The 22,956-nt window shown below is 53.6% G+C and carries 25 protein-coding genes and 1 other annotated feature; of the genes, 1 reads left to right on the forward strand and 24 read right to left on the reverse strand.

Annotated elements, in window-relative coordinates:
* Nucleotides 1–5 precede the first annotated feature (5 nt).
* The 16 genes from rplJ to MHI24_RS13190 form a co-directional block, all read right to left on the reverse strand.
* Nucleotides 6–509, reverse strand: a complete 504-nt coding sequence (rplJ, locus tag MHI24_RS13115; RefSeq protein ID WP_340026025.1) for a 50S ribosomal protein L10 — start codon at nt 507–509, stop codon at nt 6–8.
* A gap of 63 nt (nt 510–572) precedes the next feature.
* Nucleotides 573–726, reverse strand: a sequence feature (ribosomal protein L10 leader region).
* 68 nt (nt 727–794) lie between these two features.
* Nucleotides 795–1,487, reverse strand: a complete 693-nt coding sequence (gene rplA, locus MHI24_RS13120; RefSeq protein ID WP_340026026.1) for a 50S ribosomal protein L1 — start codon at nt 1,485–1,487, stop codon at nt 795–797.
* An 80-nt stretch (nt 1,488–1,567) separates the two neighbouring features.
* Nucleotides 1,568–1,993: a 50S ribosomal protein L11 gene (gene rplK / locus MHI24_RS13125; RefSeq protein WP_042131235.1), complete on the reverse strand. Its 426-nt coding sequence runs from the start codon at nt 1,991–1,993 to the stop codon at nt 1,568–1,570.
* Nucleotides 1,994–2,068: 75 nt separating this feature from the next.
* A complete protein-coding gene (gene nusG, locus MHI24_RS13130) occupies nt 2,069–2,602 on the reverse strand; it encodes a transcription termination/antitermination protein NusG (RefSeq protein WP_340026027.1) in 534 nt (177 codons plus the stop codon).
* 21 nt (nt 2,603–2,623) lie between these two features.
* On the reverse strand, nt 2,624–2,815 hold the full coding sequence (secE, locus tag MHI24_RS13135) for a preprotein translocase subunit SecE (RefSeq protein ID WP_340026028.1): 192 nt from the start codon (nt 2,813–2,815) through the stop codon (nt 2,624–2,626).
* 20 nt (nt 2,816–2,835) lie between these two features.
* Nucleotides 2,836–2,985 (reverse strand): 50S ribosomal protein L33, encoded by a 150-nt coding sequence (gene rpmG / locus MHI24_RS13140; RefSeq protein WP_074086515.1) that lies wholly within the window; start codon nt 2,983–2,985, stop codon nt 2,836–2,838.
* Between the two features lie 317 nt (nt 2,986–3,302).
* Nucleotides 3,303–3,947 (reverse strand): RNA polymerase sporulation sigma factor SigH, encoded by a 645-nt coding sequence (sigH, locus tag MHI24_RS13145; protein WP_020427086.1) that lies wholly within the window; start codon nt 3,945–3,947, stop codon nt 3,303–3,305.
* A 161-nt stretch (nt 3,948–4,108) separates the two neighbouring features.
* Complete coding sequence (locus MHI24_RS13150; RefSeq protein ID WP_340026029.1) at nt 4,109–4,630, reverse strand: NYN domain-containing protein; 522 nt, start codon at nt 4,628–4,630, stop codon at nt 4,109–4,111.
* 2 nt (nt 4,631–4,632) lie between these two features.
* Nucleotides 4,633–5,394, reverse strand: a complete 762-nt coding sequence (gene rlmB, locus MHI24_RS13155; RefSeq protein ID WP_340026030.1) for a 23S rRNA (guanosine(2251)-2'-O)-methyltransferase RlmB — start codon at nt 5,392–5,394, stop codon at nt 4,633–4,635.
* Nucleotides 5,395–5,454: 60 nt separating this feature from the next.
* Nucleotides 5,455–5,892, reverse strand: a complete 438-nt coding sequence (locus MHI24_RS13160) for a ribonuclease III domain-containing protein (protein WP_340026031.1) — start codon at nt 5,890–5,892, stop codon at nt 5,455–5,457.
* Entirely contained in the window at nt 5,889–7,295 is a 1,407-nt protein-coding gene (gene cysS, locus MHI24_RS13165; protein ID WP_340026032.1) for a cysteine--tRNA ligase, read from the reverse strand. The genes MHI24_RS13160 and cysS overlap by 4 nt, the downstream gene beginning before the upstream one ends.
* A 50-nt stretch (nt 7,296–7,345) precedes the next feature.
* The gene (cysE, locus tag MHI24_RS13170) at nt 7,346–8,038 is read right to left on the reverse strand and encodes a serine O-acetyltransferase (RefSeq protein WP_340026033.1); all 693 of its coding nucleotides are present in this window, start codon (nt 8,036–8,038) and stop codon (nt 7,346–7,348) included.
* A 471-nt stretch (nt 8,039–8,509) separates the two neighbouring features.
* Nucleotides 8,510–9,973, reverse strand: coding sequence for a glutamate--tRNA ligase (gene gltX, locus MHI24_RS13175; RefSeq protein ID WP_340026034.1), 1,464 nt, complete (start codon nt 9,971–9,973; stop codon nt 8,510–8,512).
* A 59-nt stretch (nt 9,974–10,032) separates the two neighbouring features.
* Nucleotides 10,033–10,521: a 2-C-methyl-D-erythritol 2,4-cyclodiphosphate synthase gene (gene ispF / locus MHI24_RS13180; RefSeq protein ID WP_340026035.1), complete on the reverse strand. Its 489-nt coding sequence runs from the start codon at nt 10,519–10,521 to the stop codon at nt 10,033–10,035.
* Nucleotides 10,518–11,210, reverse strand: coding sequence for a 2-C-methyl-D-erythritol 4-phosphate cytidylyltransferase (gene ispD, locus MHI24_RS13185; RefSeq protein ID WP_340026036.1), 693 nt, complete (start codon nt 11,208–11,210; stop codon nt 10,518–10,520). The genes ispF and ispD overlap by 4 nt, the downstream gene beginning before the upstream one ends.
* A gap of 94 nt (nt 11,211–11,304) precedes the next feature.
* Entirely contained in the window at nt 11,305–12,393 is a 1,089-nt protein-coding gene (locus MHI24_RS13190; RefSeq protein ID WP_340026676.1) for a PIN/TRAM domain-containing protein, read from the reverse strand.
* A gap of 208 nt (nt 12,394–12,601) precedes the next feature.
* On the opposite strand from MHI24_RS13190, the gene MHI24_RS13195 reads away from it, so the two are divergent.
* Nucleotides 12,602–12,997, forward strand: coding sequence for a DUF1573 domain-containing protein (locus MHI24_RS13195; protein WP_340026037.1), 396 nt, complete (start codon nt 12,602–12,604; stop codon nt 12,995–12,997).
* 141 nt (nt 12,998–13,138) lie between these two features.
* Here the strand turns inward: MHI24_RS13195 and pssA are convergent, their stop codons facing one another.
* The 8 genes from pssA to MHI24_RS13235 all read right to left on the reverse strand — a co-directional run bounded on the left by pssA (nt 13,139) and on the right by MHI24_RS13235 (nt 22,741).
* Nucleotides 13,139–13,879 (reverse strand): CDP-diacylglycerol--serine O-phosphatidyltransferase, encoded by a 741-nt coding sequence (pssA, locus tag MHI24_RS13200; protein WP_340026039.1) that lies wholly within the window; start codon nt 13,877–13,879, stop codon nt 13,139–13,141.
* 64 nt (nt 13,880–13,943) lie between these two features.
* Complete coding sequence (gene disA, locus MHI24_RS13205) at nt 13,944–15,020, reverse strand: DNA integrity scanning diadenylate cyclase DisA (RefSeq protein ID WP_340026040.1); 1,077 nt, start codon at nt 15,018–15,020, stop codon at nt 13,944–13,946.
* A 13-nt stretch (nt 15,021–15,033) separates the two neighbouring features.
* Entirely contained in the window at nt 15,034–16,401 is a 1,368-nt protein-coding gene (gene radA / locus MHI24_RS13210) for a DNA repair protein RadA (protein ID WP_340026041.1), read from the reverse strand.
* A gap of 181 nt (nt 16,402–16,582) precedes the next feature.
* Nucleotides 16,583–19,051, reverse strand: coding sequence for an ATP-dependent protease ATP-binding subunit ClpC (clpC, locus tag MHI24_RS13215; RefSeq protein WP_340026042.1), 2,469 nt, complete (start codon nt 19,049–19,051; stop codon nt 16,583–16,585).
* Nucleotides 19,052–19,089: 38 nt separating this feature from the next.
* A complete protein-coding gene (locus MHI24_RS13220; RefSeq protein ID WP_340026043.1) occupies nt 19,090–20,154 on the reverse strand; it encodes a protein arginine kinase in 1,065 nt (354 codons plus the stop codon).
* A 28-nt stretch (nt 20,155–20,182) separates the two neighbouring features.
* Complete coding sequence (locus tag MHI24_RS13225) at nt 20,183–20,704, reverse strand: UvrB/UvrC motif-containing protein (RefSeq protein ID WP_340026044.1); 522 nt, start codon at nt 20,702–20,704, stop codon at nt 20,183–20,185.
* Between the two features lie 29 nt (nt 20,705–20,733).
* Nucleotides 20,734–21,195: a CtsR family transcriptional regulator gene (locus MHI24_RS13230; RefSeq protein ID WP_340026045.1), complete on the reverse strand. Its 462-nt coding sequence runs from the start codon at nt 21,193–21,195 to the stop codon at nt 20,734–20,736.
* 364 nt (nt 21,196–21,559) lie between these two features.
* A complete protein-coding gene (locus MHI24_RS13235; protein WP_340026046.1) occupies nt 21,560–22,741 on the reverse strand; it encodes a GNAT family N-acetyltransferase in 1,182 nt (393 codons plus the stop codon).
* Between the last annotated feature and the right edge of the window lie 215 nt (nt 22,742–22,956).

The raw sequence follows: 22,956 nt of genomic DNA on the forward strand, positions 1-22,956 counted from the left end.
AAGGCTTACGCGCTTTGTTCTTCCTTCTCTGCAACAGCTTTAACTGCAAGCGCGAAGTTGCGCATTGGAGCTTGAAGCACGCTAAGCAGCATGGACAGCAAACCTTCGCGGGAAGGAAGCTCAGCCAGTGCTTTCAGCTGGTCAGCGTCGATCACGCGACCTTCTACTACGCCGCCCTTAAGCTTAAGAGCGTCGTTCTTCTTAGCGAAGTCGTTCAGAATCTTGGCTGCTACAACCGCATCAGTCTCGCTGAAAGCGATCGCTGTAGGACCAGTCAGGACAGCGTCCAGATCAGTCAGTTCAGCCGCTGCAGTTGCGCGGCGCAGCAATGTGTTCTTCAGGACCTGGAACTCAACGCCAGCTTCACGAAGCTGCTTACGCAGTTCAGTCACTTGCGATACGTTCAATCCGCGGTAGTCTGCAACTACAGTGGAGACACTGTTCTGCAGTTTGCCGGTAACAACATCAACCGCATCCTGTTTAGCTTGGATTACTTTTGCATTTGCCAATGGTATACACCTCCTGAAAATTTATGTCACGGCGATTCTTCCGAAGATCCGCGATATTCCTACGCAGGCATTAGAAAAGCCTCCGCAGATTCACGAAGGCTTGATAAAACGGAAAGTTAGTCAGGCGAGCCTGGCACTTCTTGTTTCTATCACAACACCTCGGTAGGAGATTAAGCCTTGCGGCACCTACTGTCTACGGTAAGCATATTCAAGTTTAAGATTGATCACCTTAATGTTCACAACTGTTATAGATTATCAAAGATAACTCGAAGAGTCAACCTTTAATTATCTGAATGCAGTAGTGTTCACACGAGCGCTAGGTCCCATAGTGGACGAAATCGCGATGCCCTTCAGGTATACACCCTTAGCAGCAGCAGGTTTCGCACGGTTCAGAGCGTCGATCAGAGCTTTAAGGTTATCGTTCAGTTGGTCAGCGTTGAAAGACACTTTGCCGATTGGCGCGTGAATTTGGCCCGCTTTGTCGAGACGGTATTCGATTTTACCGGCTTTGATTTCTTGAACAGCCTTGGTAACATCGAAAGTAACTGTACCTGCTTTAGGGTTAGGCATGAGGCCTTTACCACCGAGCAGACGGCCCAGTTTACCGACTTCACTCATCATATCAGGTGTAGCTACGCAGACATCGAATTCGAACCAGCCCTGTTGAATCTTGTTAATCATGTCAGCATCGCCAACATAATCGGCACCGGCAGCTTCCGCTTCCTTCGCTTTTTCACCTTTTGCAAATACAAGCACGCGCTGGGTTTTGCCTGTGCCGTGAGGCAGGACAACAACACCGCGAACGGCTTGGTCTTGTTTACGAGGGTCTACACCCAGACGCACTGCTGCTTCAACGGTTTCGTCGAACTTGGCAGTGGCTGCCTTTTTCACAAGCTCTACAGCTTCTGAAGGCTCATAGGTTGCTTCGCTGTTGATCAGCTTGGCAGATTCCAGGTATTTCTTACCATGTTTAGCCATGAAAATGTTCCTCCTTTGTGGTATTAGCGGAAATTCCTCCCACATAATGCGGTCATAAATGACCGGTTCATCGAATACAATTAGTCTTCGATTGTGATACCCATACTGCGGGCAGTACCTTCAACCATACGCATTGCAGCTTCAACAGATGCAGCGTTCAGGTCAGGCATTTTGGTTTCTGCGATTTCACGAACCGCTGCGCGGCCGATCTTCGCTACCTTTTTCTTGTTCGGTTCACCGGAGCCTTTTTCTACTTTTGCAGCGATGCGGAGCAGAACAGCAGCCGGAGGAGTTTTGGTGATGAAGGTAAAGGAACGGTCTTCAAATACTGTAATTTCAACCGGGATGATCAGGCCAGCCTGGTCGGCAGTACGAGCGTTGAATTCCTTACAGAATGCCATGATGTTGACACCTGCTTGACCTAACGCCGGACCTACTGGAGGCGCTGGGTTCGCTTTCCCTGCAGGAATCTGCAGTTTCACCATTTTAATAACTTTTTTAGCCATGAGTGACACCTCCTTGCGTAAATAGTGGTATTCGAATGTCATACGACATTCTCCCACAAGAAACCCTTGCGCTTGTTATATTTTCTCCACTTGAGTGAAATCCAACTCGAGCGGGGTTTCCCGTCCAAACATGTTGACGTGCACCTTGATCTTGCTTTTGTCTGCCAAAATCTCTTCCACGGAGCCCACAAAATTCGCAAATGGACCGACCATAATACGTACGGATTCCTTAATTTCGAAATCAATCTTCGCTTTAGGTTCAACCATGCCCATATGCTTCAGAATTTGATCAACCTCTTCAGGGAGCAGTGCGGTAGGCTTGGACCCCGAACCGGTTGAACCGACGAATCCGGTCACGCCCGGCGTATTGCGGACTACATACCAGGAATCATCCGTCTGAATCATTTCGACCAAAACGTAACCAGGGTAAACTTTGCGCATGACCGTTTTCTTCTTGCCATCCTTGTTTACCAGTTCTTCTTCCATAGGAACAAGAACGCGGAATATTTTGTCCTCCATGCCCATGGACTCAACGCGTTTTTCCAAATTGGCCTTGACCTTATTCTCATACCCGGAATAGGTATGAACAACGTACCATCTTTTTTCCATATCAAGCCACCTGGGACCTCTCTAAATAATCGCTTCAATCACAGCGGAAATACCGATGTCCAGAACCCAGAAGTAAAGAGAAATAACTACAATTGTACCGAGAACGATCAAAGTATAGTTTTTCAGTTCTTTACGATTAGGCCAGCGAACCTTTTTGAGTTCACTCCAGCTCTCAGTGAAAAAGGAAAACAAAGACTTGAAACTACGTTTCACGCCGACTACACCTCCACAGACTATCTGGTTTCGCGATGAGGAGTTTGCTCGTTACAGAACTTGCAAAATTTCTTCATCTCCAAGCGGTCGGGGTGATTTCGCTTGTTTTTGGTTGTTGCATAGTTTCTTTGTTTGCAACTAGTACAAGCCAAAGTGATAATTACCCGCATGATGTGCACCTCCCGAAGACGTACTTCTAACCGTTAAATTAGAAGACGCAAATATTGATTCAAAAAAAAGCCGCGAATTTAGGCCTACCTAAAACACTTTAGCATAATATCAACGCTTGTGTCAACGAAAGTTTCCCCCATCGCACTGGGTAATTCCGGGTGCCGCCGCCTTGCGCCGTACGTGATCTCTGAACATGCTTTTCCTTTGCCACTCGCTGTCTACCGTATTCATTATGGTGCATTCCGCTTAGGCTTAAACCTGCTGCCGGCAACTAAAAAAAGACTCGGGTTCCGAGCCTTCCTGGTTCATTATATCATTAATTGTCACGCACTTCCAGATATCTTTCCAATTTGCGCTTCACACGCTGCAAAGCATTGTCGATAGACTTCACATGCCGCTTCAAATCCTCGGCAATCTCCTGATAGGAGCGTCCGTCCAGATAGAGCATCAGCACTTTGCGTTCCAGATCACTCAGAATCTCCGCCATCTTATCTTCCAGACCGATGAACTCTTCCTGGTTAATAATCAGCTCTTCCGGGTCAAGCACCTGTGTTCCGCAGATCACATCCATCAGCGTCCGGTCCGAATCCTCGTCATAGATGGGTTTGTCCAGCGAGACGTAGGAATTCAGCGGAATATGCTTCTGGCGGGTAGCCGTCTTAATGGCCGTGATAATCTGGCGGGTAATACACAACTCGGCAAAAGCCTTGAATGAAGACAGCTTGTCACCCTTGAAGTCGCGGATCGCCTTGTACAGACCGATCATGCCCTCCTGGACAATATCTTCACGGTCGGCTCCGATCAGGAAATAGGAACGGGCCTTGGCACGCACGAAATTGCGGTACTTGTTAATCAGATGCTCCAATGCGCCACTGTCGCCACCACGGAAGATCTCGACAATCTCTTCATCACTTATGAAATCGTACTCGGACAGCATTAATTCCTTGAGGTCGACACTCACCAAGAATCCCCCCGGCTGCAACGCAAGACACATCGTTACTTCGCGAAATATAGGAACAGTATATATTATGTTACCTTACACCGTCAACCGCAGATTGTCCAAAAACAATCTTCAATAACATATTATGTCATTTTCCCGAACCTGCCGGCTGCTTCCCGGACTTACTGTCTGCGCCAGTCCTCCAGCCGTCTGCGCGTCTCCGGGGGCAACTTGTCCTCCAGCGAGTGACGGGTGGCGTTCACGCTTCCGGGCTCAATGACTTTCTTCACCTGCTTCTGGTTCTCTTCGATCTCAAGCCGCAGCTCCCTGGCCGAAATACGCAGAGCCCCCTGTGCAAAAATGACATGCTGCTCGATGAAATCACTGGTGGCTACTGAAATCTGCCTGCGGCGGTGCGTAAATTCTCCAACCAGCCGTTCAATGCACTCATCCGCCGTCTCCTTCTCCTTGGTGAAGAAAACCTGGACCTTCCCTTGCACAAAGGACCGGCCAAGGCCCGGCACCCGGTAGGCATCGAATACGGCGATGACGCGCAGCCCGGAGAATGCCTGATAGTCGGCCAGCAGATCCAGCAGCCGGTCGCGCGCGCCCTGCATGTCGGTCTGCGACAGTGCCGCCAGCTCCGGCCAGCCGCCGATCATATTATAGCCGTCAACGAGCAGGATATCACGCCAGTCTGCCATACTCAGCCCTGTTCTTGACGGCGGCGGAGAACCTCGTACATGACTACACCGGCAGCTACCGAAGCATTAAGAGAGTTGATTCTTCCTGCCATCGGCAGCTTCAGCAGCACATCGCATTTCTCCCGGATCAGGCGGCCCATGCCCTTATTCTCATTGCCGATAACCACCGCTACCGGGCCGGTGAAGATATCCGATCCGAACAGATTCTGATCGGTATCCACATCCGTTCCCACCACCCAGACGCCCAGCTCCTTCAGCCGGTCGATCGTCTGTCCGAGATTGGTTACACGGGCAACGGGCACATATTCAACCGCGCCGGCCGAGGTTTTGGAGACGGTGGCTGTAATCTGCGCGGAGCGGCGCTTCGGCACAATCACTCCATGTACACCTGTGCAGTCTGCCGTACGCAGAATAGACCCCAGGTTGTGCGGATCTTCAATCTCGTCAAGCAGCAGCAGAAAAGCCGGCTCTCCCTTGGCTTCAGCTGCCGCCAGGATATCAGCAACCTCCGTGTAGGCAAACGGCGCTGCCTGCGCCACCACGCCCTGATGCTGAACGCCCGGCGCGAGCTGATCCAGCTTGCGCTTGTCAACATGCTGGATGACAATGCCCGCCTTGCGCGCTTCCGCCATGATCGGCGCGGTCAGATGCTTTTGCGCGGTTTCGGCGATCCATATTTTGTTCAGTGTACGTCCGGCTCTAAGCGCTTCTAGCACCGAATGCTTGCCTGCCAGAATTTCCTCTTCCGTTCTCAATTCTTCCATTGTCTTATCTCCTGTTCTATATGCCCATATATACCTATAAACATCTGGCCTGATTTGAACTCACTTTGACCGTTGCTGCATGTACTCGATGCCGCTGTGAACAAGCTCCTGTATTCTCCCCTGCTGCCCGGTGTAATATAAATAGCCGATCAGACATTCAAAAGCAGTGGCATGACGGTATTCCAGCACATCCGCATTCTTCGGGACGGAGCCGGATTTGGCATTGCGCCCCCGTCTGACCACATCCTTCTCCTCTTCCGTAAGCAGCGGCTCCAGGTGCGCAAGAATCGTGCTCTGCGCTCTGGCCGAGACCAGCCCGGTGGCTGAACGGTGTAGATGATTCGGACGAAGATTGGGCAGGGAGATCAGATATTGCCGCACCGCCACCTCATAAATGGCATCTCCGGCATAGGCGAGAACGATGGGCGGGAGCAGATGCGCTTCCTTCGAGGGTCCGTACGGGAACCAGGCGCTGCTTATATCAAACTGTCCGCTCATTTACGCCGCCACCGCATCCCCTGCGGAGTGTCCTCCAGCAGAATGCCCAGCGCGTTCAGCTCATCGCGGATTTCATCGGACCGGGCCCAGTTTTTGTTCTTACGCGCCTCTGCCCGTTCTGCAATCAGCCGCTCAATCTCTTCACCTGCTACCTCTTCCTCTGCTTCCGCCGTAAGCCCCAGCACCGCATTCATCTCGGCATAAGCCTTCAGAAGCGCTGCCAGGTCAGTCTTACGCGCCTGCTGGTCAGCAAGCGTGAGATTGGCCAGGCTCACCCAGTCGAACACAGCGGTGATGGCATCCGGTGTGTTGAAATCATCCTGCATCCGGGCATGGAAATTGCCGACAATCGCAGCAAGCCGCTCCGTGATGTGCGGACTAGCCTCACCCTTGCCGCCATCCCCGTCCAGCTCAAGACGGTGCTTCACGTTGCCTTCCGCCAGAGCGATGCGCTCCACGCTTTTCTCGGCAGACAGCAAGGCTTCCTCGGTGAAATTGAGCGGGTTGCGGTAATGGCTGGACAGCATGAAGTAACGGATCGCCCCCATCTTGAAGCGGGCACGGATATCCTTCACCAGCAGTCCGTTCCCGAGTGACTTAGACATTTTCTCATCGCCGATATTCAGAAAAGCGTTGTGCATCCAATAATTCGACAGCGGCTGGCCGGTCAATGCCTCCGTCTGGGCGCACTCGCACTCATGATGGGGGAACTTCAGGTCCTCACCGCCGCCATGAATATCAATCGTGGTGCCCAAATATTCGCGGACCATCGCGGAGCACTCGATATGCCAGCCCGGACGTCCTTCCCCCCAAGGACTGGACCAGTGCACCTCACCCGGCTTGGCAGCCTTCCAGAGCACGAAATCCTCCTGGTTCTCCTTACGCGGATCAACCTCAATTCGGATACCGAAGCGCAGCTCCTCCAGATTCTGCCGCGACAGCCTGCCGTAATCCGCGAATTTGCCGGTCCGGTAATATACATCCCCGCCATTCTCATAGGCATAGCCTTTCTGTTCCAGCTCCTGAATGAATTCAATAATCTTGTCCATGCTCTCCGTCACGCGCGGATTCATCGTCGCCGGCTTCACCCCAAGCCCGGCAAGGTCCTCCTGGTAGGCCTTGATGAACATATCAGCAACCTCTGCTACGGTAATGTTCATCTCTTCCGCCTTGCGGATCATTTTGTCATCCACATCTGTGAAGTTGGTCAGATAGCGGACTTCATTGCCAAGCGCCTCCAGATAGTTGCGCACCATATCAAACACGATCACCGGTCTTGCGTTGCCGATATGCATATACCCGTATACGGTAGGGCCGCATACGTACATTTTCACCTTACCCGGCTCCTGCGGCACAAAGACTTCCTTACTGCGCGTCATGGTGTTATAGATCTGCATTACCATTCTTCATCCAACCCTTCTATTGTCCCCGGACTTCGTAGCTGCCGGTAGCTTCAAATTTCGTAATCCCCGATATACTGCTGGCTCTCCAGCCGCCGCTGCTCCTGCTTCTGCTTGTCTTCGGAGCCAAGCTGTTCCCGGATCTCTTCGATCTCCTTCTGCAGGAAGCGCAGGGAATCGATCAGCGGGTCCGGCATCTTCGTATGATCCAGCCGGTCGGACACACGCTCCCCGTTGCGCTTGACCACACGCCCGGGATTGCCTACAACCGTGCTGTTGCTTGGAACCTCGCGCAGAACGACTGCGTTGGAGCCGATATTGCAATTATCGCCGATGCGGAACGATCCCAATACCTTGGCCCCGGAGCCGATGACCACATTGTTGCCGACAGTCGGATGGCGTTTGCCCTTCTCCTTGCCGGTTCCGCCCAGAGTGACCCCCTGATAGATAATCACATCATCGCCGATTTCACAAGTCTCCCCGATGACAATCCCCATGCCATGGTCAATGAACAACCGGCTGCCGATTACGGCGCCCGGGTGAATCTCCACACCGGTCATGAACCGGCTGATCTGGGAGACGATGCGTGCCAGCGTAAACCAGCGGCGTCTATAGAAAGAGTGGGCAATCCGGTGTGCCCAGATGGCGTGAAGCCCGGCGTAGGTGAACACCACCTCGAACCAGCTGCGGGCAGCCGGGTCGTTGTCGAATACTGCCCGAATGTCCGATTTGAACTGCTTAAACATCACGGTTCCCCTCTTCTTGGCTTCCCGCCTCCTGTGTACAGGTACGCTTAGGAAGATATTATCCGCTATATTTCAACAAAAAACGCCTCTGCAGCTCATCGCTGCAGAGACGTCTAACCGCGGTCCCACTCTGCTTGAACATTCCCCGTACATCGATACTGTTATCAGCAGCAGCGTATGCATCCGTTGTTCCTCTTGGCGTCTGTAACGGCAACGATCCCGGCACAGTCTACAGTCCCCAGTCCGGGGCGTTCAACCGTGCAGCTCACAGGTGCATGTTCAGCGGCAGACAAATGAATAACTCCCAGCCTGCTAAGGGCAATCGCCCTTAAGCGGTTATTCTCTCTGGCAAATGTCAGTATACGCGTACTTCTCCTGATCCCAGCTGTTATCCTATGCTTCTATCTTAACATCTATCTTAGCGAAAAGCCGCTGAACTGACAAGTAGCCCCGTTCAGGTATCCGCCCATTTTACGCGCCTTTGATCTGTGATTTCAGGCGTTCGATAACCCGGTCGCGGCCGAGCAGCGCAATCGTCGCATTCAGATCGCGGCCGTGCATCTGGCCGGTAAGGGCGACACGAATCGGCATAAACAGCGCTTTGCCTTTGTGTCCGGTCTCCTTCTGCACTTCCTTGATCAGCACAGCCATGTTGGCCGCGCTGAAATCACCGGTGGCCTCCACCTTCGCCAGGAAGGCGGACAGCACTTCAGGCACCTGAGCCTCAGCAAGCACCTGAGCCGCTTCTGTCTCCAGCTCCAGGTGGCTGCGGAAGAACAGCTCGGAGAGGGCGACAATATCCGATGCGGCTACCATCTGCTCCTGATACAGCGCAACCAGGCTCTCCGCCCAGCTCTGCTGCTCCTCGCTCAGAACCTCCGGCAGACGTCCCGCCTTCTGCAGATGAGGAATGGCAAGCGCGGCGATCCGCTTAGGATCGGCGTGCTTGATGTAATGGTTATTCAGATGAGCCAGCTTATTCGCATCGAATACGGCCGGGCTCTTCGACAGGCGGTCAGCTGTAAAGATCGAGATCAGCTGCTCCTTGGTGAAGATCTCCTCTTCCCCCTCAGGCGACCAGCCGAGCAGGGCGATGAAGTTGAACAGCGCTTCCGGCAGGTAACCAAGCTGGTCATATTGCTCAAGGAACTGAATAATCGATTCATTGCGCTTGCTCAGCTTCTTGTGGTCATCGCCGACAATCAGCGTCATGTGTCCAAACAGCGGCGCTTCCCAGCCCAGGGCTTCATAGATCATGAGCTGGCGAGGCGTATTGGAGATGTGATCTTCTCCGCGCAGAACATGGGAGATCTCCATCAGATGATCATCGACCGCGACAGCGAAGTTGTAGGTCGGAATGCCGTCTTTCTTCACAATGACGAAGTCGCCCATTTCCTTGGTATTGAAGGAGATGCTGCCTTTGACAATATCATCGAAGGTATAAGTGCGGTCTTCAGGAACCTTGAAGCGGATGCTGGCAATGCGTCCTTCCGCTTCATAGGCGAGGCGCTGCTCCTCGGTGAGATTACGGTGTCTGCCGGAATAACGCGGGGTCTCACCACGTGCTGTCTGCTCCTCCCGTTCAGCCTCCAGCTCTTCCTCCGTGCAGTAGCAGCGGTAAGCCAGACCGCGGTCCAGCAGATCCTGCGTGTACACCCGGTACATGTCCAGACGTTCCGTCTGGCGGTATGGCCCGTATTCTCCGCCTACATCCACACTTTCATCCCAGTCGATTCCGAGCCATTTCAGGTATTTAAGCTGGCTCTGCTCTCCTTCCGGAATATTGCGCTTCAGATCCGTGTCCTCGATCCGGATAATGAATTTGCCGCCCTGATTGCGGGCGAACAGATAATTAAATAGAGCTGTTCTGGCATTTCCGATATGTAAATGTCCCGTAGGGCTCGGTGCGTAACGCACCCGAACTTGATCCGCCATGGGTATCCCTCCGCTAAAGTTTGGTTAGAATTAGACAATCAGCTGCTGATAAAGCCATCTCACGATGATATCACATCTTGGAGCAGACAGACAATAGATTGGGCGGCAATTCCTTCCCCGCGCCCGGTGAAGCCAAGCTGCTCGGTCGTGGTTGCTTTGACATTGACCTTCGACGGGTCTGCCCCCAGTGCACGGGCAATAATCTCCGTCATCTGCGGAATGTACGGCGCCATCTTCGGCTTCTGTGCAATAATGGTCGAATCGATGTTGCCAAGCCGGTATCCGCGCTCACGCGCAAGCGCCCACACCTGCTCCAGCAGCTTCAGGCTATCGGCGTCCTTGAAGGCCTGATCGGTATCGGGAAAATGCCGGCCGATATCCCCCAGCCCCAGCGCCCCCAGAATCGCATCGGATACAGCGTGCAGCAATACGTCCGCATCGGAGTGCCCGAGCAGCCCTTTCTCATAAGGAATGGTTACTCCGCCAATAATGCACGGCCTTCCCTCGACCAGCTGGTGTACGTCAAATCCTTGTCCTACAGCAATCATCGGTGTTCCTCCCTGCTTCTAATGAATTCAGCGAAATCCAGGTCCTCCGGCGTCGTGATCTTGATATTCCGGTAGCTTCCCTCCACGACAGAGACGCTGATGCCGCTGCGCTCCGCCAGACTGGAGTCATCTGTGCCGAGGAAGCCGTCCCGCTCCGCCGCCTCATAGGCAGAGAGCAGATCGGACAAACGAAAAGTCTGCGGGGTCTGAATCGCCCACAGACTTCGCCGATCCGGCGTGGACAGCACCTTGCCTTCACCGTCCACCAGCTTGATCGTATCCTTAACCGGAACCGCCAGCACAGAAGCTCCCGCAGACCTGGCCTGTTCATAACAAGCCTTGATCTCGCTGCCCTGTACAAACGGCCGGACACCGTCATGCACCATGACCCATGTAGTTGTAAGCTCCTCCAGCCCCCGGCGGACCGAGTGCTGGCGTTCAGCGCCTCCGGGAATGACTGCAGCCACTTTATCCAGCTTGTAGCTCTCCACCCATTGCCGGCAGCGCTGCACATCCTCTTCACCGGTAACCAGCACGATTTCCGAGATTAGCTCATGCTGCTGGAAGACCTCCAGAGTATGCACAATAATCGGCTTGTCCTGCAGCAGCAAATATTGCTTGCTCTCTGCTGTCCCCATCCGGGTCCCTCTGCCTGCCGCCACGATAACGGCGCCTACACTGTTTGACATTCTTTCGGCTCCTGTCTTTCACGTATACACCCATCATAACGTGTTTGGCTGGCATTTCCAAGCTTATCCGGCGCAGACGGGAGCCGTAAGGCGGTTATTGCGCTTTTTCCAGGAGCTTCGGTTTGGCAAAAATCATCCGGCCTGCTGAGGTCTGCAGCACACTGGTCACCAGAACCTCCATCGTAGTGCCGATATAATCCCGGCCGCCTTCGACAACGATCATCGTGCCATCGTCCAGATAAGCGACACCTTGTCCATGCTCCTTGCCGTCCTTGATCACCTGGACGATAATTTCTTCACCCGGCAGCACCACCGGCTTCACCGCATTGGCCAGATCATTAATATTCAGCACGGACACACCTTGAAGCTCGCAGACCTTGTTGAGATTGAAGTCGTTCGTGACCACCTTGCCGTGCAGCACCTTTGCCAGCTTGACCAGCTTGCTGTCCACCTCGGAGATCTCCTCGAAGTCCCCCTCATAGATCAGCACCTTGACGTCCAGCTCCTTCTGAATCTTGTTCAGGATATCCAGTCCCCGGCGTCCCCGGTTACGCTTGAGCAGATCGGAAGAATCTGCGATATGCTGCAGCTCCTCCAGCACGAATTCGGGAATCACAATCGTTCCTTCGATGAAGCCTGTTTTGCAGATGTCGGCAATCCGGCCGTCGATGATCACGCTGGTGTCCAGAATCTTATGCTCCTGGGTACCGGGGCTGTCCGGCTCGGCGGCACGCGCCCAGCGTCCGGTGTTCCAGAGCGAAGCCAGCTCCTCCTTCTTCTCCAGTCCGACCCGCAGGCCCAGGTATCCGAGCGCCAGGGTGGCTGCGACCTGCAGCAGCTCTCCCGCCTTGCCCAGCCAGGCCATAGCAGGATACAGCAGCAGGGACAGCAGCAGACCTCCGGTCAGGCCTGCCACGCCGGCTGCGAGCTCGCCCATCGGAAGACGCGAGCAGTACCGGACCGCTTCCTTCAGTCTGGAAGCCGCCCAATCTGCGCATAAAGTCCCGGCGATCAAAAAAATAATGGCACCCAGCACCGCAAACAAAACGCTTCCATGCAAAGGCAAGCTATCTTCCAGTTTCCCTGTGCCTACAGGGAACCCTCTTTCTGCTGCGTGATATAGCGAATAACCGGACCAGGCGCCGCATAACCCGGCGAATGACACAACAACCTTTTTCCACATCATCCCGCACCTCCTTCTATTCATCCAAAGTTCATCTATACCTCACCAGTATGTTCCAATTTTTAGGACGATAATCCGCCAGAACATTATTTTTTACAAATAATGCATATATCGCCCGCAGCCTTGCCGTAAACTGCTATTCCTGGTTGAAAATGAGGGAGAGCTTGGCATATAATGAACTCAATTATGAATCCAGGGGGGAAGGGAAATGAGCGCACCAAGTCTGCAGGCCTTTCAGGATCAAGTCTCCGAACTGCTGCTCCGCCACCGTAGTCTTCTGGATGTAATGTCCAAGAACGGGCAGAGCAGCGCTTCCGTTAACCGGGCGGTCGTCAAGGCCATCACCGAATGCGGCTGCATCCAATTACATGCCACCAAGCAGGTGTTTGAACCGGGCCTCGGTCTGGAACAGGCCAAAGAGCTGGCCGGAACCCATCTTGAAGGCGAGCTGTGCGAGAACTGCCGGGAGGTCATTGGCTCCGAACTGGGCCGCGAATTGTTCTATATGTCAGCACTCTGCAATTTGCTTGGTATCCAAATGGACGAGGTGGTCGCTGAGGAATCCCAGAAATGCGCTACGCTCGGATTGTTCAACTTGTCGTAAGCAGGCAGGACTGCCCACACTTCCTCCATTTCCACGAACGGACAGCTCCAACCCAAAAAGGCATTGCCTCCTCCCGGTTAAGGGAAGGGCAATGCCTTTTTACATATCGGAACACGAAATGGAATAAGTGCTGAATGATGACTAACCGTTCTTGGAATGATAAACCTTGTCTTCGGTGCGTCTCTTTCTGCGGCGGCGCTGGCGGCGGGCGTTAAGCACACCTACACTTTGCCGGAAGCCGTACAAGGCATACAGGGCCAGCAGTCCGAAGATCAGCTTGGCAATCTGTTCAGGGAAGACCACAGCAACGGCTACCGCGATTACGATGACTACAGGTGCGCCTACGTATGCTTTCTTAGGCAGGCCAATCTTCTTGAAATTCGGGTATTTCACGGTGCTGACCATCAGATAAGAGAGCAGCAGCGAGGCCACAATCATGAATGGGGCAGATACATCTTTATGGAAAAGCGCCAGCGTGGCAAGAACCCCGCCTGCAGCAGGAATCGGCAAACCTACGAAATATCCCGGAATTCCCGGGCGGACATTGAACCGGGCCAGACGCAAAGCTCCGAATACCGGGAAAATGGCGGTTACGGTCCAGCCCAGAGCAGAGTTCAGCTCCTGCAGACTGGTCAGGTACATGATCAGCGCCGGTGCTACCCCGAAGGATACCACATCGGATAAGGAATCCAGCTCCTTGCCGAATTCACTCTCGCACTTCAGCGCCCGGGCCACACGGCCATCCAGCCCGTCGAGCAGCATGGCAATAATGACCAGGATCGCGGCCATGCTGAGCTTGCCGTCAAATGCCATCAAGATACCAAACATTCCAAGCATCAGATTACCGATCGTAAACAGACTTGGAAGTGATTTCTGTATCATTTCTTCACCTCAATTATGTTACTTGTACTGCTTGGGCTACCAACATTACGTGATTGTATGTTATTTACATTTGTCTGTCAATAAGAACTTGCTTCTGCAGCCGTTTGAGTCCGTCCTGGATATTGCGTGCGCGCACCTCGCCAATGCCGTCCACTTCATCAAGCTCGGCAATGCTGGCCGTCATCAGATTAGGCAGCATCTCGAAGCGTTCGACCAGATTGTGGATGATCACATTCGGCAGCCGCGGAATCTTGTTCAGCAGGCGGTACCCGCGCGGGGTTACAGCTTCCTCCGACGATATGGCCGTTGAGGAGTAGCCCAGCAGGCGGGCGATATGGTTATCATCCATCAGCTCATCGTCACTGCTGCGCTTCAGCCCGGCAATGATCTCACGGATTTTGTCCTCCTGCTCCATTCTTGCATAGTCTCTGTACAGAAGCCATGCTTCTTCCTCTGTATTTCCCACCAGCTCTTCCATCTGCATACTGATCAGCCGGCCTTCATTGCCGAGCTCGTTGATGTAGCGCTTGATCTCCATCTTGATTCTCAGCACCATCTCCACTCTCTGGATTACACCGACCACCTCAGCTACAGTGACAATCCCTTCGTATTCGGAGGCGGAGAGGTTGGTCAGCCCTTGGGTCAGTACCGCCCTGTACTTCTCCAGCGTCTGAATCGCCTGGTTGGCCTTCGCCAGAATCGCCCCGATCTCCTTGAGCGCATAACGGATGGAGCCTTGGTACAGTGTAATGATATTGCGCCGCTGGGAGATGGAGACCACCAGCTTGCCGGTCTGCTTGGCAACCCGCTCTGCCGTGCGGTGCCGGATACCGGTCTCGATGGAGGAGATGGAGGAGTCGGGGATCAGCTGCGTGTTGGCGTACAGTATCCGCTTCAGATCCTCACTCAGAATTATGGCCCCGTCCATCTTGGCCAGCTCATATAAATAATTGGGCGAAAAATCGCAGTTAATGGAGAAGCCGCCATCGACAACCTCCATCACCTCCGGACTGTATCCGACAACGATCAATGCCCCGGTCTTCGCGCGCAGCACGTTCTCCAGCCCCTCCCGGAACGGTGTTCCGGGTGCAGCCAGTCTAAGCAGATCATTCATATTATCTGATGGATTATACTCTTTCATGTCCCTGTGCCCCCTAATCTAACGCGACCGCTAATGCATCTGCTACAGTGTTGACGCCAATAATCTGAATATCCTGCGGATGCTTCCAGCCTTTCATGGATTTCTCGGGCATAATCACCCGCCGGAAGCCGAGCTTGGCGGCCTCCCTTACCCGCATCTCTGCGCGCGATACCCCTCTCACCTCACCGGTCAGTCCCACCTCGCCGAAGAACACATCATAAGGCTTGGTCGGAAAATCGCGGAAGCTCGAAGCGATGCTGATGGCCACCGCCAGATCAACCGCCGGTTCATCCAGCTTCACGCCGCCGGCGACATTGAGGTAAGCATCCTGGTTCTGCAGGAACATCCCCATCCGCTTCTCCAGAACCGCAATGATCAGCGACATCCGCTGGTGATCCATGCCTGTGCACATTCTGCGGGGTGAAGGGAAATGTGTTGAAGCCACCAGCGCCTGGAGTTCGACCAGCACAGGTCTGGTGCCCTCCATACTGGCTACAACCGCCGATCCGGCCACGCCGAGCGGACGCTCGGACAGGAACAGCTCTGACGGGTTCTCCACCTCAGTCAGCCCCAGCTCTCCCATCTCGAAGATGCCGATCTCATTCGTAGAGCCGAAGCGGTTCTTCACCGCACGCAGCAGCCGGTACGTATGATGCCGCTCGCCCTCGAAGTAGAGGACACAGTCCACCATATGCTCCAGCATCCGCGGACCGGCGATGGCGCCTTCCTTGGTAACATGCCCTACCAGCACGGTGGCAATGCCCTTGATTTTGGCGATGCGCATGAATCTTGTCGTACATTCGCGTACCTGAGCCACACTGCCCGGCGCACTGGTGACCTCCGGCATGAAGACCGTCTGGATGGAGTCAATGACCAGGAATTGCGGGTTAATCTGCTCAATCGCTTCCTCAATGCTCTCCAGGTTGGTTTCGCACAGCACATATAATTCAGCTGACAGCGCTCCGAGGCGGTCGGCCCGCAGCTTTGTCTGACGCACCGATTCTTCTCCAGATATATACAGCACGCGCAGCCCCTGGGTGGTAAGTGCATGGGAGGTCTGCAGCAGCAGCGTCGATTTACCGATTCCGGGATCGCCTCCGACCAGCACCAGCGAGCCGGGAACAATCCCGCCGCCGAGCACACGGTTCAATTCACCAATGCCCGTCAGAATACGCGGCTCCTTGTCACTTTCTATATTTATGATCGATTGCGCCTTTTCTTTACTCTGAAAAACAGGTGCGCTCATTCCTTGTGTCTTCACTACGCTTTCCGTTTCCTCCACCATGGAATTCCATTCCTGGCAGCCCGGGCATTTCCCGAACCATTTGGGGGATTCGTAACCGCATTCGGTACAGTAAAATTTTGTTTTTGGTTTAGCCATGTGCACTCCTTACCGTTCCAACTTGCTAAAATTGCGGATAATATACGCTTATTCAAAGTTTACCATTTCTGCACACTGAACGGAAGGACACTTAAGATCTACTTTTGGGTTGCGTTCTCCACAAAGAAGCTCCCGCCTCTCTATACGGAGAAGCGGGAGCTTTGTTTCAGTTCAAAGTATTTTATTCCTTTTCGGCAGCTTTCTCCAGGGCGGATTCTCCCGGAGCGGCTACGGTGGTCACAGCCAGCTCGCCGTTCACTTCATCGATCTTGAGGGAATCACCTTTCTTGATGTTGCCCTTGAGCAGCTCTTCCGACAGGCGGTCCTCAATGTGCTTCTGGATTGCCCGGCGGAGCGGACGCGCTCCGAAGGCCGGGTCATAGCCCTCTTTGGCCAGGAATGCCTTGGCGCCGTCAGTGAGCAGGAAATCAACATTGTATTCACGCAGCCGCTTGCGCAGCTCGTCGGACATCAGAGTCACGATCTCGGCGATGTGCTTCTCCTCCAGCGAATGGAAGACGATGATCTCATCGATCCGGTTGAGGAACTCAGGGCGGAAGCTCTTCTTCAGCTCTTCCATGACCTTGCCCTTCATGTTGCTGTAATCAGCGCCTGCATCCTGAACAGCGGTGAAGCCAAGGGTCGAATTCTTCTTGATTGCCTGTGCCCCTACGTTCGAGGTCAGGATAATCAGCGTATTGCGGAAATCGACTACCCGGCCTTTGGAATCGGTCAGACGGCCGTCTTCCAGCACCTGCAGCAGGATGTTGAACACTTCAGGATGCGCCTTCTCGATCTCATCCAGCAGGACGACGGAATATGGCTTGCGGCGGACCTTCTCAGTCAGCTGGCCGCCTTCTTCATATCCGACATACCCTGGAGGGGCACCAACCAGACGGGAGGTGGAATGCTTCTCCATGTATTCCGACATATCGATACGGATTACCGCATTCTCGTCACCGAACATCGCTTCGGCCAGCGCCCGCGCCAGCTCAGTTTTACCTACGCCGGTTGGGCCGAGGAAGATGAAGGAGCCCATCGGACGTTTCGGGTCCTTCAGGCCGGCACGTGCCCGGCGAAGCGCCCGGCTGACCGCCTTGACGGCTTCGTCCTGCCCGATAACACGTTCATGCAGCAAGGCTTCCATGTTCAGCAGGCGGTCGGTCTCTTCTTCCTTCAGCTTGCTCACCGGAATACCGGTCCAGCTGGCCACCACCTGGGCGATATCCTCAGGTGTAACTTGGGAATCGGTGCGGCCCTGCTTTTCTTTCCACTGGTTCTTGGTTGTGTCCAGCTCTTCCCGGATCTTCTGCTCGGTATCCCGCAGCGCAGCAGCCTTCTCGAATTCCTGGCTCTGTACAGCGGAATCCTTCTCCTTGCGGATATCATCCAGGCGCATTTCCAGTTCCTTCAGATTCGGCGGGATGGTGTAGGAGTTCAGTCTCACCTTGGAGCCGGCCTCATCAATCAGGTCAATCGCTTTGTCCGGCAGGAACCGGTCAGAGATGTAACGGTCGGACAGCTTCACTGCCTCCACAATTGCTTCATCCGTAATCTTCACCCGGTGATGGGCTTCATAACGGTCACGGAGACCGAACAGGATCTGCACAGCTTCTTCAGGCGAAGGCTGATCGACCGTGATCGGCTGGAAGCGGCGTTCCAGCGCAGCATCCTTCTCAATATATTTGCGGTATTCATCCAGCGTAGTTGCACCAATGCATTGCAGCTCGCCGCGGGCCAGCGCAGGCTTCAGAATGTTGGAGGCGTCAATCGCACCTTCCGCACCACCGGCACCAATCAGCGTATGCAGCTCATCGATGAAGAGCACGATGTTCCCCGCCTGGCGGATCTCATCCATGATCTTTTTGAGGCGGTCCTCGAACTCACCACGGTATTTCGTACCGGCTACCACAGAACCCATATCAAGGGTCATGACCCGCTTGTCGCGCAGAGTTTCCGGAATTTCATTGTTGATAATCTTCTGGGCCAGTCCTTCGGCAATTGCCGTTTTACCCACCCCAGGCTCCCCGATCAGCACCGGGTTATTCTTGGTCCGGCGGCTCAGCACCTGAATAACGCGTTCAATCTCCTTGCTGCGGCCGATGACCGGATCAAGATTGCCGTCTTTGGCATAGGCGGTCAGGTCGCGGGCCAGCCCATCCAGTGTAGGTGTGCTGACATTTGCCGGCGTACCGCTGTGGCTGGAAGTAGCTTCACTGCTGCCGAGCAGCTGCAGCACCTGCTGGCGCGCCTTGTTCAGGCTGATTCCGAGATTGTTCAGTACGCGGGCAGCAACGCCCTCGCCTTCACGGATCAGACCGAGCAGGATATGCTCTGTTCCCACATAGGTGTGACCCAGCTTGCGGGCTTCGTCCATGGAGAGCTCAATCACCTTCTTGGCACGGGGAGTATACGCGATGTTGGTCGGTTGCTCCTGACCTCTGCCAATCAGTGTTTCCACTTCGTCCTGGATCTTCTCCAGACCCAGACCAAGTCCGATCAGTGCCTTCGCGGCAATGCCGTCTCCTTCACGAATCAGTCCGAGCAAAATATGTTCTGTCCCAATGTTGTTGTGTCCCAAACGAACGGCTTCTTCCTGCGCCAGTGCCAGCACCTTTTGTGCGCGTTCCGTAAATCTTCCAAACATCATATCTCCTGCACCTCCACGGATAAATAAATATCTATAATTTAATGTTGTGATCCCAGTGTCTCCCGGAGCAGCTTCGCCCGGTACATATCACGTTCAGTAGGCGACAGCTCGTCACCGAACAGCTTCTGCAGGAAGCCCGGCTGAGTCTTGACGTTCAGCTCATTGAGCACTGAAATCGAAGGCCCCTCCAGAATCCCCAGATCCACCCCGAGCCGCAGATCGGAGAGCCGTTGCGCAGATTCTTTAAGCTCCATCACGGCCGCATAGGACAGAATTCCGTAGGAACGCTGAATGCGGTCAGTGATACGGAGTGCAGAATCGGCCAGCAGGCGTTCCCGCGCGTTCCGCTCATGCTCAATAATCTGGGTGACTACGCTATGGAGATTCTCAATAATCTCGCTCTCGGTCTGTCCAAGCGTAATCTGATTGGAGATCTGAAAGATATTCCCTACTGCTTCGCTGCCTTCCCCGTAAATTCCTCTAACGGTAAGTCCAACCTGATTGACAGCGGATAAAATGCGGTTGATCTGGTGAGTCATCACCAAGGCCGGCAGATGAACCATCACCGAAGCGCGAAGCCCGGTTCCGACATTGGTCGGACAGCTTGTCAGGTATCCTCTGCGGTCATCGAAGGCGTAATTGACGGCTGCTTCAAAAATATCATCAATAGCCGTCGCCCTTACCCAGGCCTCTCTGACCTGCAGCCCCGGGAACAGGCATTGAATGCGGAGATGGTCTTCTTCATTGATCATAATGCTGACTGACTCGTCGTCGTTCAGAATGACCGCTCCGCCCTTGGAGTCTTCGGCCAGATTCGGGCTGATCAGATGCTTCTCTACCAGCACCTTCTTATCAAGCTCACCCAGCTCATCCAGCCTGATCAGTTCAAAGTTACCGAAATCTGCAGCAGCCTCTCCTTGAAACACAGGAGCCAGCTGCTCCAGCACCTCCTCCGATTGCTCTGCTGAAGCCAGCAGCGGGAAGGGCAGATGCTCCAGATTCCGGGCGATACGCATCCGGCTGCTGATTACGATCTCGGAGTGGCTGCCGCCGCAGCGCATCCAGTTGCTGAGTGCCTGTTCGGTAAACCGGAGACTTGACATATCCAATCCCCCCTATATATCAAAGACTTTACTCTTGTGGCATTTCTTTTTCAAGTTTGCGGATGCGGTCCCTGAGCTCTGCCGCCGTTTCAAATTCCTCCTCGGCAATGCTCTGCTGCAATTCCTGCTTCAATTCCTCAATCTGGCGTTTGCACATAATCTGTGCGCCGGCCCGCTTGGGCAGCTTGCCGACATGAGCCGTGCTGCCATGCACCCGTCTGAAGAGCGGATCAAGGGTACTGTCAAAATACTTATAACAGGAGCTGCAGCCGAACCGCCCCAGCTTGCTGAACTGCGAGTAGGTCATGCCGCAATTCTCACAGTGCAGTCCCTGCACTGTCTGCGCTGCCGCCTTGCTCTTGCCTGCACCCTCCAGGTCAAGCAGGCCGGACAGCAGGCTGTGAATCGAGAAGCCTCCCGCCGTTCCCGGAATCAGCTCCCCCTTCTCCCGTGCACAGCTTTCGCAAATATGAAATTCTGTCTTCTCTCCGTTCACGATCTTCGTGAAGTGGAGTGTAGCCGGTCTGACGCCGCATTCCTGGCATAGCATGAGCGGAGTCCCTCCTTACGATATGGCCATTATTTGCCCAACAAAGAGATCAGCATTGCCTTCATGATCTTGGCGCGAATCTCATCCCGGTACGGCAGATTAACCGTCAGGCATTCCCGGGAAACCGCGGAACGCATCAGACACGCCTCGCGCTTAGAGAGGAAGCGGGCCTCCTCCAGCTGATAAATCAGTCCTTCCGCAGAATTCTGATCAATATCATTCCCTATTGTCGAGTTGAGATGTGCATAAAGGGCTACATTCTGAGGCAGCTCGAACCTTTGAATCCGGATGTATCCGCCGCCGCCGCGTTTGCTCTCCACCACATATCCCTTCTCCAGGGTGAAGCGGGTGCTAATGACATAGTTGATCTGCGATGGCACGCAAGAGAACTGGTCGGCCAGCTCATTGCGCTGAATTTCCACCGTACCTTCGGGACTTTCATGCAAAATATTCTTCAGATATTGTTCAATAATATCGGAGATATTACGCATCACTCATCCTCCAGTGTCTAAGCCTTAGTCAATCTGTGCTGCGCCCCCGCCTGCCATCCAGACATGCTCTTAAGAATTTAACCCCGGCAATGAATTAAGAATCGGCTGCAAGCGCCTTAGACCTCCTAATTCAGCCAATTGTTACATTCCTGAGAACGCCGCTATCAGACTTGCGTTGACTTTGACTTTCTTTGACTTTTTTCATATTATAACACATTCTCACTGATTGCCAAGGGGTTAGTTTTATTTTTTACGTTTTGGCTGCTTTGTATTCCCTATGTACGTACATGAATTGTCCCATCTGCACCTGGATATAGGACAGCTCCTCCGCCCTCTGCTGAAGGGGAAGAGCTGCTGTAACCTGTCAAAAGAAATCGAATAATGCCGTCCCGGTCTGCGGAATCAGCGCTTCAAGCCATTCTACCGCTTCTGCGCTTCCAGATAACTGTCCATACCGGGCGGTCTCAAGCGGGCGCTTGTACCCCATGAGCAGTGCAGTCAAGGTTCCGATCGTGCATACCAGGTCGGCCTCTGCCCGCTCCCCCTGAACCTGAATCAAGGAAGCCGTCCCCTCCGCCGATACACTCCAGCGCCAACATCCTTCGTTCCACGGAGCGTATTTATCTTCTATATATACCAGCCGTTCCTGAACACCCTGCGGTGCGCTGAAAATCATACTCTCCACCATAGCCTTCACATTGACAATCCGCGCCATGAAATAAGGATGATTCTCCTGCGTAATCCGCGGATCGGGCAGCAGGAAGGGCAGAATGTCATCCGCAGGCACCAGCTTCAGCTTGGCTCCGGTAATCATCGAGTCATGATTGGCCAGGAAGGTCCATAAGCCCTGCCGGGCCTGCTCGTTCAAGTAGATGAATTCGTCGATGACCAGCTCTTTGTTGATTATTTTATACAGCACATAACCTTCCGGTTCACCCAGCTCTGAATAAAATACACCTTGATGCATATCCTCATCCAGCACGCTATCCTTCCACCATTCCGTGCTGCGGATCAGCGTACCATTATATCCGATTGAGAATTGATTATAGAGCTGCTGCAATACCGCAAGCTCTGCATTCTTAGCGTTTCCCCGCTTCACCGTGCCCTTAATCTCTGTCTTGTGCGGAAACTTCCCTACCGGAATGGTGTATTGCTTATATTCACAGTAGACCTCCCAGCCAAACTTGCGGTAGAACGGAATCAGGAACGGATGCAAAAAGGACAACGTATGGCCCGCTTCGTTCATCGTCTGCAGCACATGGGTCAGCAGTTTAGCCACATACCCCTGCCGGCGGTTCTCCGGCCATGTGGCTACCCCGGCAATCCCGCCCATAGATACAGGTTTGCCTTGAAGGTTCACCTGCAGCGGAAGCAGTGTCAGCTTGGCACCTAACTCTTCACCTTCAAACAGCCCCCATACCTGGTCTGGCTTGAATTGCTCCCTTTGCCGCTCCCGGTCTTCACCGGACACCTTATACTGAAAGGCATATTCAGACAAGCTTAAGCTGTCTTCAAATTCTTCTGCACGTAATTGTCTAATTTCCATTAGGCTCACCCCGTTAATAGATTCAGATTTCAGACAGATAGAGTCCAAAGATTGCTTCAATAGTGAGTATAACAAGCCTTCCCGTAAGAAGCTAACCGGCAGCCGGAATTCTCTTTATACCCACAACTTATCCACAGCTTCTACACAAAAAAATAAAAACCGGGAAAAAGCTCTCCCCGGCCAAAATTAGTTATCCACGATTTGTCTATGACTAT

Source organism: Paenibacillus sp. FSL K6-1096, from assembly GCF_037977055.1.
Lineage (GTDB): Bacteria > Bacillota > Bacilli > Paenibacillales > Paenibacillaceae > Paenibacillus_AQ.

Bases quoted from the DNA above. Each gene is read 5' to 3' on its own strand.
- rplA (WP_340026026.1), bottom strand. From the start codon at position 1,487: ATGGCTAAACATGGTAAGAAATACCTGGAATCTGCCAAGCTGATCAAC.
- MHI24_RS13235 (WP_340026046.1), bottom strand. From the start codon at position 22,741: ATGGAAATTAGACAATTACGTGCAGAAGAATTTGAAGACAGCTTAAGC.
- cysE (WP_340026033.1), bottom strand. From the start codon at position 8,038: ATGTTTAAGCAGTTCAAATCGGACATTCGGGCAGTATTCGACAACGAC.
- rplK (WP_042131235.1), bottom strand. From the start codon at position 1,993: ATGGCTAAAAAAGTTATTAAAATGGTGAAACTGCAGATTCCTGCAGGG.
- disA (WP_340026040.1), bottom strand. From the start codon at position 15,020: ATGAAAGAGTATAATCCATCAGATAATATGAATGATCTGCTTAGACTG.
- ispF (WP_340026035.1), bottom strand. From the start codon at position 10,521: ATGATTGCTGTAGGACAAGGATTTGACGTACACCAGCTGGTCGAGGGA.
- MHI24_RS13220 (WP_340026043.1), bottom strand. From the start codon at position 20,154: ATGTCAAGTCTCCGGTTTACCGAACAGGCACTCAGCAACTGGATGCGC.
- radA (WP_340026041.1), bottom strand. From the start codon at position 16,401: ATGGCTAAACCAAAAACAAAATTTTACTGTACCGAATGCGGTTACGAA.
- MHI24_RS13230 (WP_340026045.1), bottom strand. From the start codon at position 21,195: ATGCGTAATATCTCCGATATTATTGAACAATATCTGAAGAATATTTTG.
- MHI24_RS13160 (WP_340026031.1), bottom strand. From the start codon at position 5,892: ATGAGCGGACAGTTTGATATAAGCAGCGCCTGGTTCCCGTACGGACCC.
- MHI24_RS13150 (WP_340026029.1), bottom strand. From the start codon at position 4,630: ATGGCAGACTGGCGTGATATCCTGCTCGTTGACGGCTATAATATGATC.
- rpmG (WP_074086515.1), bottom strand. From the start codon at position 2,985: ATGCGGGTAATTATCACTTTGGCTTGTACTAGTTGCAAACAAAGAAAC.
- cysS (WP_340026032.1), bottom strand. From the start codon at position 7,295: ATGGTAATGCAGATCTATAACACCATGACGCGCAGTAAGGAAGTCTTT.
- gltX (WP_340026034.1), bottom strand. From the start codon at position 9,973: ATGGCGGATCAAGTTCGGGTGCGTTACGCACCGAGCCCTACGGGACAT.
- ispD (WP_340026036.1), bottom strand. From the start codon at position 11,210: ATGTCAAACAGTGTAGGCGCCGTTATCGTGGCGGCAGGCAGAGGGACC.
- clpC (WP_340026042.1), bottom strand. From the start codon at position 19,051: ATGATGTTTGGAAGATTTACGGAACGCGCACAAAAGGTGCTGGCACTG.
- nusG (WP_340026027.1), bottom strand. From the start codon at position 2,602: ATGGAAAAAAGATGGTACGTTGTTCATACCTATTCCGGGTATGAGAAT.
- MHI24_RS13225 (WP_340026044.1), bottom strand. From the start codon at position 20,704: ATGCTATGCCAGGAATGCGGCGTCAGACCGGCTACACTCCACTTCACG.
- MHI24_RS13195 (WP_340026037.1), top strand. From the start codon at position 12,602: ATGAGCGCACCAAGTCTGCAGGCCTTTCAGGATCAAGTCTCCGAACTG.
- pssA (WP_340026039.1), bottom strand. From the start codon at position 13,879: ATGATACAGAAATCACTTCCAAGTCTGTTTACGATCGGTAATCTGATG.
- rlmB (WP_340026030.1), bottom strand. From the start codon at position 5,394: ATGGAAGAATTGAGAACGGAAGAGGAAATTCTGGCAGGCAAGCATTCG.
- MHI24_RS13190 (WP_340026676.1), bottom strand. From the start codon at position 12,393: ATGTGGAAAAAGGTTGTTGTGTCATTCGCCGGGTTATGCGGCGCCTGG.